The 13670-nt window shown below is 62.5% G+C and carries 8 protein-coding genes and 4 pseudogenes; 7 read left to right on the plus strand and 5 right to left on the minus strand.

Annotation, left to right across the window (positions count from 1 at the left end; all coding sequences use genetic code 11):
- Positions 1-93: 93 nt before the first annotated feature.
- Positions 94-588: pseudogene (locus TX80_RS04455) on the plus strand (hypothetical protein); the annotation flags it as partial.
- A 162-nt stretch (positions 589-750) separates the two neighbouring features.
- On the opposite strand, the pseudogene TX80_RS04460 reads toward TX80_RS04455, so the two are convergent.
- Positions 751-1625: pseudogene (locus TX80_RS04460) on the minus strand (metallophosphoesterase).
- Between the two features lie 102 nt (positions 1626-1727).
- Entirely contained in the window at positions 1728-3347 is a 1620-nt protein-coding gene (locus TX80_RS04465) for an MBL fold metallo-hydrolase (protein ID WP_049921725.1), read from the minus strand.
- A gap of 178 nt (positions 3348-3525) precedes the next feature.
- On the opposite strand from TX80_RS04465, the gene hpt reads away from it, so the two are divergent.
- The 3 genes from hpt (at position 3526) to TX80_RS04480 (ending at position 7158) form a co-directional block, all read left to right on the plus strand.
- On the plus strand, positions 3526-4071 hold the full coding sequence (gene hpt / locus TX80_RS04470) for a hypoxanthine/guanine phosphoribosyltransferase (RefSeq protein ID WP_049921727.1): 546 nt from the start codon (positions 3526-3528) through the stop codon (positions 4069-4071).
- A 128-nt stretch (positions 4072-4199) separates the two neighbouring features.
- Complete coding sequence (locus TX80_RS04475) at positions 4200-5579, plus strand: uracil-xanthine permease family protein (RefSeq protein WP_049921728.1); 1380 nt, start codon at positions 4200-4202, stop codon at positions 5577-5579.
- A 211-nt stretch (positions 5580-5790) separates the two neighbouring features.
- Positions 5791-7158 (plus strand): sodium:calcium antiporter, encoded by a 1368-nt coding sequence (locus TX80_RS04480; RefSeq protein ID WP_049921729.1) that lies wholly within the window; start codon positions 5791-5793, stop codon positions 7156-7158.
- Between the two features lie 414 nt (positions 7159-7572).
- Here TX80_RS04480 and TX80_RS19660 read toward each other — a convergent pair.
- Positions 7573-7929 (minus strand): annotated as a pseudogene (locus TX80_RS19660) (glycosyltransferase family 2 protein); the annotation flags it as partial.
- A gap of 196 nt (positions 7930-8125) precedes the next feature.
- Between TX80_RS19660 and TX80_RS19665 the strand changes: the two are divergent.
- From TX80_RS19665 to TX80_RS04490, 3 genes and pseudogenes are all read left to right on the plus strand, one after another.
- A pseudogene (locus tag TX80_RS19665) lies at positions 8126-8890 on the plus strand (phosphatase PAP2 family protein); the annotation flags it as partial.
- 177 nt (positions 8891-9067) lie between these two features.
- Complete coding sequence (gene tuf / locus TX80_RS19670) at positions 9068-10333, plus strand: translation elongation factor EF-1 subunit alpha (protein ID WP_049922203.1); 1266 nt, start codon at positions 9068-9070, stop codon at positions 10331-10333.
- Between the two features lie 418 nt (positions 10334-10751).
- On the plus strand, positions 10752-11219 hold the full coding sequence (locus TX80_RS04490; protein WP_049921730.1) for a phosphopantetheine adenylyltransferase: 468 nt from the start codon (positions 10752-10754) through the stop codon (positions 11217-11219).
- A gap of 30 nt (positions 11220-11249) precedes the next feature.
- Here the strand turns inward: TX80_RS04490 and TX80_RS04495 are convergent, their stop codons facing one another.
- Positions 11250-11993, minus strand: coding sequence for a bacteriorhodopsin (locus TX80_RS04495; protein ID WP_049921732.1), 744 nt, complete (start codon positions 11991-11993; stop codon positions 11250-11252).
- Positions 11990-13624 (minus strand): methyl-accepting chemotaxis protein, encoded by a 1635-nt coding sequence (locus TX80_RS04500; protein WP_049921733.1) that lies wholly within the window; start codon positions 13622-13624, stop codon positions 11990-11992. Before TX80_RS04500 ends, TX80_RS04495 begins: the two co-directional genes overlap by 4 nt.
- Positions 13625-13670: the final 46 nt, after the last annotated feature.

A 13670-nucleotide genomic window follows, 5' to 3' on the forward strand; every position in this document is an offset into this window, starting at 1 on the left:
AGGAGTCGGCAATGCTGGTATCGGTAGTCTGTGGCATAGAGTTTACGCGCTTCCTCCCACCCCTAAAGGGGTGGGCTTCCGTGCTGTACTGCTGTGAAGAAAGGAGATGATGATGCTTCGGTCGCAGTAGTCATTGAGGTGTTGCCACCGGAGAAAAACACGACCGCTTACGGGCAAGAAATGGATGGCGAAGCCGTGAACGTAGCATTTCCAAATATGCTCAACGACGGTCCGGGAAACTGGCGAGAAATCCATCCAGCGAAGCTCGCGTCCTACTGTGACGACCAAGATATCAAACTCTACACATACAAACACACGAATCTCGAGTATCCTGAGAACCCCTTTACTCCGGGCGACTATGTTATCAAGCCAGATTATGCCGATCCAGATCTAGCAGTGATTCTCGAGGTCGCAGAAGATAACGACGAAGACCGGGAGATCACTATTGCGTTTTGTAAGCACCTCAAGGAGGAATTCGACGGAGAGGAGTATGTGCCTCCGGCGGACCTTAGCTCGCGTTGTGAAGAAGCAGGTATCAAATCCTACTCTTATGAACACAGTGAGCTTAGTTTCGAACACCAGTACTGAATGAGGAGACAGTAGATTCCCATCTAAACAGCAACGATATATATCGTGATGTGGAGAGATATCGGCTGCGGACCGACAACCGACTTCCCACCCCATGTTCTGGAAAGCGGTACTGAATGAGGGCAGGCTGGATCGCTCGCTCGAGCGCTCGAGGGCGACTAGCTACCGTTTCTCGACGACTGCTCGATCGGGCAAGTCGGGATTCGGTGCCCGACCCAGCGTGAGCAGCCGTTCAGTGAGCGTGAGATCTTCGGCGGTCGGACTCGGTTTCTCGATCTCCTCGAATTCGACCGCGACGCCTTCGGGTTCGGCTTCGATGCGGACGATACACAGCTGGTAGGACGGATAGAAGACCGGGGGAAACCGTCCGGCGACGACGTCCCGGCGGTGGAGCCGCTTCAGCCAGGTCTCGGTGTTGACGAGCAGTCTGTTTTCGACGTCCCGCATCGACGCTCGGTGAGTGTGACTGCCTGTACGTCTTTCAACCAGTTGTACCGTCCCTGATCCGACAACTGGCCGGCCCAGCTCGTCACGTGCGTGTTGTAAAAGGAGCCCATCGGCGTCGCGGGTGGATTGCCGAAGTCCTCGATTCGGTTGTTCGGATCCTGCTGGTGGCCGTGTTCGACGTGGATCGTTCGGTCGCCGACCGGCCGGGTGAGCGACTCGGATTGAACGAGGTCGACGTTGTACTCAGCGAGGCGGTCGACGTACTCGTCGTAGGCGGCGAGTTCGTGGTCGTGGTTTCCCGGTTGCATCGTTATCGGGATGGACTCCCCGGTCGCACGGAACTGTTCGAACAGTACCGGATACCGCTCGAGCAGGACGTCGAATTTCTCTATTCCGTCGACATCGGTGAACTCCCAGAGACCGAACGCGTCCCCGTTGATGATTAGTTCCGCGTCCTCGTCGGTCGTTTCCAGTCGCTCGAGAAAGTCGAGCAATTCGTCGAGGAAATCGACCGTCCCGAGTTGTTCGTCGCCGCCGATGTGGAGATCACTGATCACGTAATAGACACGATCGTCGGCGTCATTCGTCATCACGCAATCTGTCGTGTCCAATACACAAGGTATTGTTCCCGGCAGTTCGCAGAATCCCGTCAGGCCCCGGGTCGTTCGCGGTCCCCAGTCGAATGAAGCGCGCTACTGCTCGAGCGATCGGCTCTTGATCGTTATCTCGACGACGTCGCCCGCATCGATCGCCGCCGGATCCAGCAGGTGGAGGAACTGTCCGTCCCGGCCGTCGCTCAACACGCGTGCCGTCACCGTCTCCTCGGACGCGTCGAGTTTCGTCTCGATCGACTCGAGGCGGGCGAGGAGTTCGTCCTCGAGCGAGCGCTCGTCCTGACCGTCGCTCTCGGGTTCGCTGACGGCCCGAGCGTACGATTCGGAGATGTCACGCGAAAACGGTTCTTCGAGCGCCTCGAGATCGACGCCTTCCGCTTCGAGGTCGATCGACTGCTGGCGCTCGGTCGAAAGCCTCGTCGGCCCACCGAGCGGTCGTTCGCGGACGGCTTCCCATCGGCGTCGGCGGATCCGCGTCGCGGCCGATTCGGTAATCCAGCCGGGGGCCTGCCACGTGCCGTTCTCGTAGAGGCGATGGACGTCCGCGTCGTTTGTTCCCCAGACGAAACAGCGATCGAAGCGGCGCTGGAACCGGTTCAGCGTCGCTCCGGTCGCGTGTTTGACGACGACGGCTCTCGGGGCGGTCGATCGAACGACGTCGTCGATCGTCTCGAGCGAGGGGTGGTTCGACAGTCGGAACGAGTGGGTCGTACAGCGCGTGTCCGAACCGCTGTTGCCGCTCCCCGCAGTCAGTTGCACGAAGGCTGCGGCCGGATCGTCCGCGATCGCACGAAGGAGTCGCTCGGTGCTTCCGGTCGTCGGGGTCTCCGGCCCTGCGATGGTGATCCCACCGCGCTCGAGAACCGCGTCGGGCCGATCGAAGACCGGCGTGGGCTGGACCCCGGGAACGTCGTAGTCGAGTGCGGTATACAGTTTCGCAGCCTGGCCGACGAGACGAATCGGGAGGTCGAGATCCAGTGCTGCCGTACTACGGCCGAGCAACGTCGCGTAGTGGAGACCGGTGAGCGAACTCGCGGCTACGACGACCCGCGAGCCGGTATACGCTCGCTCGAGAACCGTACGCAGCGATTCGTTGAGTGCAGTCGAATACGAGTCGTTCGTCGGGACGTTCAACAGGAGACAGTCGACGTCGAACGGGTACGACGTCCCCAGCCCCGGAAAGCCGGCACACGGTCGGGTCGTGAAATCCCCCGTAACGAGGATGTGTTGCTCGCCGTCCGGCACCGAACCGCCCGTGTTCTCGTCGTCGAACCGGATCACGAACCCGGATCCGCCGGGCGTGTGTCCGACTGAAACCGGGCGGACCTCGAGACCGTTCAGGATCGACGTCCACTCGTCGATCGGTTCGAGGGCCTCGAGCGCGACGGAGACGTCGCCGAGATCGTTGTCCTGTTCGGCTTCCGGGAGAGCGTGTTCGAGGATCGTCGCGGTCGCTTTCGAGGTGTAGATCGGGGCGCTATGTCGGACGTTCCGTGCGAGCGATCGGTAGTGATCGATGTGGGAGTGAGTGAGCAGGACCGCGTTCAGGTACTCGTCGTCCTCGAGCAACGATCCGAGATCAACATCGTCACCGGAATCGACGAGAATACAGGCATGCGTGCCGTCAGCTGCCGTAAATCTGAGAACCGTCGACTCGTTCCCGGCAGTGATATTGGCGTGTTGATAATCGACACGCATGTTTTCGAGACAGATTCATTTTTATGGTATATAAATCTAAATAAGATCAATAGTAATTATTGGTGGTGTGAAACGATGGGGTGACCGATGCCGATCGAAACAGCGCCGGACGGAGTCCCGATGAAACGGACGCCCTGAGGAACGAACCCCTTTTACTCCGATTCCCCGAATCGGGACCATGGAGCGGCTCCTCGAGTCACTCGACGATGCACCGATTATCGACAAGGACGGATACGAGTATCTCGTCCACCCGATCAGCAACGGCGTTCCGATGCTTGATCCGGCCCTGCTCCGTGAGGTCGTCATCGAGGTCATGCAGACCGCCGATCTGGATGTCGACAAGATCGTCGCCCCGGAGGCGATGGGGATCCATCTCGCGACCGCGCTCTCGCTTCAGACCGACATCCCCCTCGTGGTGATCCGCAAACGGGCGTACGGACTCGAGGGAGAGGTTTCGTTGCACCAGCAGACGGGGTATTCGGAGTCGGAGATGTACATCAACGACGTCGAAGCCGGGGATCGCGTCGTGATCATCGACGACATGCTCTCGACCGGCGGAACGCTGGCGGCCATCTGCGATGCGCTCGACGATATCGGGGCCGAGATCGTCGATATCGTCGTCGTGATGCGGAAGGTCGGCGACTCCGCGCTCGACGACACGCCGTACGAACCGACGAGTCTCATCGACATCACCGTCGAAGACGGCGAAGTGACGGTCCACTAACAGAGCGGCGTTCGTCGAACGTTCGGTGATGTATACACAATTGTGAGTATTTCTATTCATAAGTGTGGCCGATATAGGCGTACTTACGAAACTTTTTGTAGCCTCGTTCGCAACGTGGCGGCCATAGTATGCCGACCGAATCCGATGGGAGCATTCAACTCGAGTACGGGCTCGACGATAGGCCGCCGTTGCCGAAATCGATCCTTCTGGCCATCCAACACGTTGCGGTGATGATCGTTCCGTCGACTGCGGTGGCGTATATCGTCGCGGAGGGCGTCGGACTCGGGGCCGCGGAGACGGCCTATATCGTTCAGACGGTCCTCCTGTTTTCCGGGCTGGCGACGATCGTGCAGGCGTATACCGTCGGTCCGGTCGGCGCACGGCTGCCGATCGTCATGGGGTCGAGTTTCACGTTCGTAGGAGCGGCGACGACGATCGGGGCTGATTTCGGGATGGCGGCGGTGTTCGGCGCGATACTCGTCACCGGAGTCACCGTTGAGGGAATCATCGGCTGGCAGTTCGACCGTATCAAACCGTTCTTCCCGCCGCTGGTTACCGGCCTCGTCGTGGTTATCATCGGCCTCTATCTCATCCCCGTCGGAATGGATTACGCCGCCGGCGGTGCCGGGGCCGACGATTACGGTGCGCTCTACAACATCGGTCTCGCCGCACTCGTTCTTGGCATCGCCGTCGTGCTCAACCTGTTTACGCGCGGTGTCACGCGGCTGCTCAGTATCCTCGCCGGCCTCGGCGTCGGCTACGTCGTCGCCATCGGGCTGGGGCTCGTCGATTTCGCCTCGGTCTGGACGGCCTCCTGGGTCGCCGTCCCCTCGCCGACCCGGTTCGGTTTCGAGTTCGAACCGATCGCCATCGTCATGTTCGCGTTTCTCTTTCTCGTTTCCGCGATGGAAACGGTTGGCGACATGTCGGGTATCACGGCTGCGGAGGGCCGAAACCCGTCGAAATCCGAGTTCCGTGGCGGACTGCTCACCGACGGCCTGTTGAGTTCGATCGCGGCCGCCTTCTCGGCGTTTCCCGTGACCTCGTTCTCGCAGAACGTCGGAATCGTGACATTTACTGGCGTGATGAGCCGTCACGTGGTCGGTATCAGCGGGGTAATCCTTGCGATACTCGGGCTCAGTCCCAAGGTGGGGGCCGTCGTAACGACCATCCCCACTGCGGTCTTCGGCGGGGCCGTCCTCCTGATGGTCGGGATGGTCGCCGCAAGCGGCGTTCGCTTGCTGTTCCTGCATACGGAGTTCAACAGGCGAAACATGGTCATCGTGGCGGTCGCACTCGGACTCGGACTCGGCGTCGCGACGACGCCCGAAGCGCTCGCGGAACTCCCGACACCTGCGCGACGGTTTTTCGGCGAACCCGTCATCGTGACCGCGCTCTCGGCGCTGGTGCTCAACACGTTCGTTCCCGGAGAGCAAAGCCCATTGTTCGACGCTGCACCCGTTGAACCGGCGGCTGAGACGGCGACGGTCGATCCGAGTGACGACTGAGCGTCGCCACCGGACAGGGGTTCACACCGTCGGCTCGACTCGTGGATAGAGCACCGTCAAATAACGCAGCAGTGATTACTGTGGCCCCGAAACGGGGCAGTACTATAACCGTGTTGGCACGTTCCCAAGCCGGAGACCGCGTCACTTGCACGGGTCAGGGGCCAGTTCAAGACGACGAGCCGTCTACACTCAGCGGAGACCAGATACAGCTATGAACAGACGGACACTTGCCGCGATGGTTGCGGCGGTTGCACTGACGATGCCCTGGGTTGCCGTGTGGGGAGCGGCGACGATCCTTCCGTGGCTCGGCTCCGGCGCACCGGCACTGCTCCAGATCGGGTCCACGCTCGGGACGGTGATCGTGACCGGACTGGCCGTCCTCGGAGCCTCGTTCCTTCTCGCGTGGGCCGCCGAAACAGCCGAAAAGGACGTTCCACAGGCGTTCGCGATCGCGGTGTTGGCAGTGCTTGCGGTCGCCCCGGAGTACGCCGTCGACGCGCTCTATGCCTGGAACGCGGGCCAGTTCGCCGGTACCGAACGCGGATTCGAGGCCGGCAACCTCGCCGTCGCGAACATGACCGGTGCGAACCGCATTCTCATCGGACTCGGATGGGCAGGGATCGCCCTCTTTACGATCTTCCGCCGGGGCTCGGCGACCGATCCCGCCGTCGAGCAACGCCCCGGCTTTCTCGCTGACGTGGTCGTCCTCGATCGGGAGATCGGTCTCGAGATCGTCTTCCTGCTGGTCGCGACGCTGTGGGCGTTTGCCGTCCCGTTGAACGGCGGCATCGACGGGTTCGACATGCTGTTCCTGATCGGGTTGTACGCCCTCTATATCGCCGTTATTCTTCGCGGCGACGTCGAACCGGATATGGATCACGTCGGCGTTCCGGCGTACTTGCAGACGCTCCGGAAACCGCTCCGGATCGGTTCCGTCGTCCTCCTGTTTGCCTACTCCGGCGCGATGATCTTTACCGCAGTCGAGCCGTTCGCCCACGGTCTCGAGCACCTCGGCCAGCAGGTCGGCATTCCGTCGTTTTTCATGATCCAGTGGATCGCGCCGCTGGCGTCCGAAGCGCCGGAGCTGATCGTCGTCGCATATCTCGTCAACAAGGCGCGGTCGACCGCGGGGTTCAACGCGCTCATTTCGTCGAAACTCAACCAGTGGACCCTGCTCATCGGGACGCTCGTCGTCGTCTACTCCCTCGCGCTCGGGCGGTATGGAACGTTGCCGTTCGATCCGAAGCAGAGTGCCGAAATCTGGTTGACCGCCGCCCAGTCGTTTTTCGCCATCGCACTCCTGATCAGATTCGAGATATCCGTCAAGGAGGCACTCACGCTGCTCGTACTGTTCATCTCACAGGTCTGTCTCGAGTTCCTCATCATCCGCGAGGTCGTCTCGATCCCCGTCTCGAGCACCCAGTTGCTACTCGTGTACAGCGCGATCTACATCGCTCTCGGGACCGTTCTGTTCGTCCGCCGACGGCGAGCGCTCGGCCGTCTCGTCCGGCGAACTGCCGGGACCGTCGGCGACGCGATGTCGCGCAGCGGCAGTCGACCCCGAAGCGCCGACGACTGACAGTCGGGGGTCCGCAAGCTTTCGAGCGACGTTCTTGAGCCGTTCGAGAAATCGGTAGTGATGGAGGATCGACCACTCCTGACCGCCGTTTTTCCTCCCGAGGAGGAACAGTTGCTCGAGCGTCCGTGCGCTCTGTCTGGCCGTCGCCGCGTCGACGAAGACGATCTCGCCCTCGGAACGCAGTCGCAACGGAAACGCGACCTGTTCCTCGGCCATCACGCGGAACACGGACCGGGAGTCGATCGAACGGTCGTAGCCGCCGACCGCGTAGTATGCCGATCTCACGAACGCCCGGTTCGCGCCGGACACCCAGTCCAGCCCCGCGAACGGAAGCCCGTACTGCAGGCCGAGACGAAGTACCGCGTCGATGTGGTGCGGATACTCGCCGTAACAGGGACCGTAGGTCAACGCGACGTCGGAGCGCTCCCGAAACGGGGTAAGGAGAGCCGAGAGGTAGCGGTCGCCGTACACCGTATCGGCGTCCAGCGAGACGATGATCTCGCCGTCCGCCGCTTCGATACCAGCGTGACGAGCGGTGAGGATCCCGTTTTCGGCGTCTACGATTCGACAATCGATGGGGTGTGAGCGAACGATCCCGACCGTGTCGTCGGTACTGTGTGAATCGACGATGACGACCTCGAGATCGACGTCGTCGAGTCGCTCGAGGTTGCGGGTCACGCTGTCGAGACAGTCGGCGATACAATCAGCTTCGTTGAGGGTCGGAATGACGATCGAGCCCTCCATACTCGTTGCTCGTCCTATCAGCTGCATAAAATCGCCAGCTTAGTTGGGGCTGACGCGTCTGTCATCGTCAGTCTACTACCAGCCGTTCCGACGTGTCGGTCGGACTGACTCCGTATAGATGTGGGCGCAAACGCAGGCAGTGGCGTTTTTTCTCTCGGTGACCTGCTGTGTCGAAGCGGAGAAGGACAGCTCACCTGCGGGCGACTCGAGCAGTGATATGCCGATGTCGATCAACGTATTGTTCCTTCAGGCGATCGTCGTGGGTGTAATACTCGGGCTGGCGAGCGTCTGCTGTGGCGTCGAACTGTTCCGACTCAGTGGCGACGATATCGTTCGCCGCACCGCCAGTATCAGCCCCTACGTCGTGGTACTGGCGGGGATATACCTGTTCAACCGGAGTTCGCATACGGTCGGACAGCGGTTCTCCGCGTTGCTCGGGCTGAACATTACGGGGAGCCTCTATGCCCTCGAGGGCGACGTCGTCGCCGACCTGCAGGCGGTCATCCCCGACGTACTCACCGGGTATTTCACCGGGATCTACCTGTTCGGCTTCGTGTTCCTGCTCGTTTTCCCGGTCGTCGCGTATTTCGTCCTTCCGACACGGCGATATCTCACGGAGTTGTTCGTCGCGTACTCGATCAACTACGGCGTCGGTGCGGTCTGTTACGTCCTCTTTATCGCGTACGGACCGCGAAAGGCGATCGATCACGTCGGCGCGCCGATGTACGAACTGTACCCGCAGGTCGCGTCCCTTACCGGTGCGGTCAACTCGAGCGCGAACGTTTTCCCGTCGTTACACGCTTCGTTGACGATGACAGTGGTGCTTTTCGCCTGGCGAACCCGCAGGGAGTATCCGCTCTGGACCTGGATCGCCTCGGTCGTCACGTTCAACGTTCTCGTTTCGACAATGTACCTCGGAATCCACTGGCTGATCGACGTGGTCGCTGGGATCGGACTGGCCGTCGTGAGCGTCAGCGTTGCGCTCCGTGTCGTCAACCGGATCGAACCCATAGACGGCGACTTGGGGGTCGATCCCGAGGTTCCGAAGCGGCGCTCGAGTAAAGCCACAGCGAGTCGTCCCGTTCGTGACGCCGATCCCATCTACCCGTGTGATTATGTGACAAACATTTACTCCGGTGGGAGCCGTAGCTTCACACGGAGGGCAATGACCGACAAACCCCACCAGAACCTGGCCATCATCGGCCACGTCGATCACGGGAAGAGTACGCTGGTGGGTCGGCTCCTGTTCGAGACTGGCAGCGTTCCCGAACACATCATCGAACAGCACCGGAAAGAAGCCGAGGAGAAGGGCAAGGGCGGCTTCGAGTTCGCCTACGTCATGGACAACCTCGCCGAGGAGCGCGAGCGCGGGTTGACGATCGACATCGCCCACCAGGAGTTCGACACCGACGAGTACTACTTTACGATCGTCGACTGTCCGGGCCACCGCGACTTCGTCAAGAACATGATTACGGGCGCATCACAGGCCGACAACGCCGTCCTCGTCGTCGCGGCCGACGACGGCGTCGCGCCCCAGACACAGGAACACGTCTTCCTGGCCCGGACGCTGGGTATCGACGAGATGGTCGTCGCGGTCAACAAGATGGACCTCGTCGACTACGAGGAGGCTCGCTTCCGCGCGGTCGTCGAGGAGGTCAGGCAGTTGTTTACGCAAGTCCAGTTCCGGACCGAGGATGCCTCGTTCATCCCGATCTCGGCGTTCGAGGGCGACAATATCGCCGACCGCTCCGAGGAGACGCCGTGGTACGACGGCCGCGTCCTGCTCGAGGCCCTGAACGACCTGCCGGAACCGGAGCCGCCGACCGACGCCCCGCTCCGGTTGCCGATTCAGGACGTCTACACGATCTCGGGAATCGGGACCGTTCCGGTCGGCCGCATCGAGACCGGACAGTTGCGGACGGGCGATTCTGTCTCCTTCCAGCCGTCGGACGTCGGCGGCGAAGTCAAGACCATCGAGATGCACCACGAGGAAATCGACCTCGCGGAGCCGGGGGACAACGTCGGGTTCAACGTCCGCGGTATCGGGAAGGACGACATCCGCCGCGGCGACGTCTGTGGCCCCGCGGACGATCCACCGAAGGTCGCCGAGACGTTTCAGGCCCAGATCGTCGTCATGCAACACCCCTCGGTCATCACCCCCGGCTACACGCCCGTCTTCCACGCCCATACCGCACAGGTCGCCGGAACCTTCGAGTCGATCGACAGGAAGATGGACCCCTCGAGCGGCGAGGTCGACGAGGAGGACCCCGACTTCATCCAGTCGGGCGATGCCGCCGTCGTGACGATCCGCCCGCAGAAACCGCTCAGCATCGAGCCCTCGGACGAGATCCCCGAACTCGGTAGTTTCGCCATCCGCGACATGGGCCAGACCGTCGCCGCCGGCAAGGTCCTCGAGGTCGACGAGAAGTAGCCGACTCGGCGGGTTTCTCGACGAAAAATCCGACGGAGAAGCGCCACGGTTTGGAGCCGAACGGGAGTTCGTCCTCGCGGCCGTCGGCTCGTGCCGTCGCAAACCCTTCACCGCGGGGTTCGCGACTGAGCCTTCTACTCGAGCACTCTCGTGTTCGAGTTGCCGGCCACGTCGAACTCCTCGGGGGCGTTCACCTCGATCCTGTTTGACCGGGATTTCGGTTTTTACCCCGTCACTCGGTCAGTCGTTCGGGACGTTCGAACCGAGTCGTTCGGTGACTCCGCGTGGCGCTCCTCCGCTGTACTATGACATACGGCACCATACAACATAAATCTTCCATCCCTCAATCATCCGGAACATCACCGTGAGACGGCACTGACGGCGGTTTTCTTGTGGTTCGACCTCGACGGGAACCCGTATGCGCGTCGCAGTCGCCGGCACGTTCGGACCGCTTCACGACGGCCACCGGTCGCTGTTCGAACACGCCCTCCGGTTGGGCGACGACGGCGTCCTCGTCGGACTGACCAGCGACGAACTCGCCGTCGAAACGCGATCCGAACCGCGGCCGGTACCATCCGTCGAGGAGCGCCGACAGGCCGTCGAACGGACCCTCGAGTCGATCGACGAGTGGGATCGAAGGATCGACTACGAGGAACTGGACGACCCACACGGGATCGTCACGGACGACCGAACGATCGACGCGCTGGTCGTCTCGCCCGAGACCGCCGACGAACTCGAGTCGATCAACCGGACCCGACGGGAGCGGGGCCTCGAACCGCTGACGGGGATCGTCGCCCCGTACGTCCTCGCGGACGACGGCGAGCGGATCTCCTCGACGCGGATCGTCCGTGGCGAAATCGACGAACACGGGCGGGTACGCGAGTGAGCCACTCGGACGACTCGCCCGAACGCCCCCTCAGTCGGCGTCGACGCCCGCGTCCGTCTCCGGAGTCGAATCGGAAGCCGTACCGATCGGCCCGAAAGAGAACGGGATCAGCGGACTCGTCGCGGCGGTATCCTCGAGTGCGTCGACGCTGCGAAGGAGAATGCCGCCGAACCCGACAAGCAGGATGACCTCGATGTAGATCATCGAAAGCGAGCCGACGAAGTCGTCGTCGATGCCGACGCCGCTGAGGACCCCGATCGCGACCAGACCGGCCCACGCGAGGACGATCAGGTTCCTGAGTTTGCTATAGAGGAGCAGTCGCTCGGCACTGACGGATTCGACCGCGCGCATGAACGGGCGAAACAGCAGGTAGATCCCCGCAAACAGCGCGGCGAGGGCGACAAGCGACAGCACCTGACCGAGTATCCCGCCGAGTTCCAGACCGAAGTGGGTCGACCAGAGCCGAGTCTGGACGACGCCGACCAGTGTCAGCGTCAGCCGTCGATCCGCGCCGGCGATCGCCCCGGCGACGAAACAGATCACCGTCCACATGACCCCGTAGCCGAGAAACCGAATCCGGTCCGTCTCGAGCCCCGACAGTTCGCCGGCCGCCATCGCCAGATACGTAATCGCCATGGCACCGGCGGCGACGACGGCAGCGTAGCCGTACCGACGACAGGCAGGTGGTAACCGCGTCGACCCTGCGAGAAACAGGAGCGCAACGGCTCCGAGCACCGCCCCCGAACCCGCCAGCAGGGATGCGATGTCGATCATGGGCAGTCACCACTCGCCGGGGAGGCGATCGTCGACCGGCCGTCGATCGTGAACGCGCCGAGCAAGGAGCGAAGGTTCCGTGCGTCATCCTCGAGATCGGTCGCCGTCGTCGAGACGGTCTCGATCGTCGAGGTCGTCTCTTCCGAAGCAGCAGCGGCCTGCTGGGCCGTCGTGGCGGTGTCGTTCGAGACGGTCGTGACGCTGTCGACGATCGTCGCCAGCTGCTGGGCGGAGTCGGCCTGCTCGTCCGTCGTCGCGGCGATCTCCTGAATGCTTTCGTCGACCCGTTCGATCTCGGTGGCGATCGTCCCCTGTCGGGACTCCAGATCGTCGACGATCGTCGCGGCCTGTCGAACCCCCTCGTCGACGGCCGAGATGTCGTCCGCAGTCGTCTTCGTCCGACTCCGGATCGACTCGAGGGTGCCTTCGATCTCGTCGACCGCGTCCATCGTCTCCTCGGCGAGGGACTTGATCTCGTTGGCGACGACGGCGAAGCCGTCACCGTCCTCCCCCGCCGTCGCGGCCTCGATCGATGCGTTGAGCGCGAGCAGGTTAGTCTGGTCGGCGATGTCGTCGATCAGGGTGATGATCTCCTCGATCTGTTCGGTCTCGCGGTTCAGTGCTTCGACGGAATCGACGACCGTTTCGGTGTTCTCGACGACTGCGTCGATCCCATCGGCGGCGTCGGCCGCGGCCGCCCGTCCCTCGTCGGCGAGCGTGGCGACCGCTTCGGACTGCTCGGCGATTTCGGCGGTTGTCGCGGCGACCTCCTCGGTGGCTGCCGACAGGTCGCTGACCTCGCTGGCCGCGGCGTCGAGTTCGGTTGTCTGCTCGCGCGCGCCGTCGGCGATCTCCTGAACCGATTCGGCGACCTCCTGACTCGCGGCCCGGATCTCCTGACTCGAGCGCTGGAGGTCGGTCGCGACGCCTTCGACGGTTTCGGCCGACGTCTGGACCTCGGCGACGAGGTCGCCGATCCTGTCGAGCATCTCGTTGAACGAGTCGGCGATCGCTTCGGTCGCCTCGTTGTCGAGCTGCGGTTCGAGGCGCTGGCTGAGATCGCCGTCGGCACACGCGTCCATCACCTCGGAGAAGCGTTCGGCTTCCGCGACCAGCCGCTCGTTTTGCTGCTCGACCCGCTGCCGGGTCTCTTCGAGGCGCGTCCGCTCTTCCTCGAGCTGTTCGGCCCGCTGTTCGGCCTCCTGCTTTGCCTGCTGGGCCCGTTCCCGTTCGGTCTCGAGTTCCGCGAGCGTCTCCTCAAGAGAATCGCGCATCTCGGCGACGGAGCCGTACAGGCGACCGATCTCGTCGATCCGGTCGGTCTCGAGGTCGACGTCGAACTCGCCGTCGCCGATCCGTTCGGTCTTGCCCCCGAGCTGGTGCAACGACAGGGCGGCGTTACCGCCGATGACGATCCCGAAGAGCCCGAGATTCATGAAAAATACGACCAGCAGTCCCGTGACGGCGGCGATCGCGCGTGACGCGGTTTCGTCGGCGGGACCGGTGACGATGTGAACACTGAAGAGAACGCCGAACGCGAGCGTCACGACGACGATACAACCGAGCGCCGCGGCGATTTTCGCGCTGTACCGGCGGCGGATCCGCCCGGGCACTACGGACTCGAGATCCATTCGACCACCTCCCGATCGCTGACGGGCACGGACTGTGTCGTCATAC

Source organism: Halopiger djelfimassiliensis (assembly GCF_000455365.1).
In the GTDB taxonomy this organism is placed as follows: Archaea; Halobacteriota; Halobacteria; order Halobacteriales; family Natrialbaceae; genus Halopiger_B; species Halopiger_B djelfimassiliensis.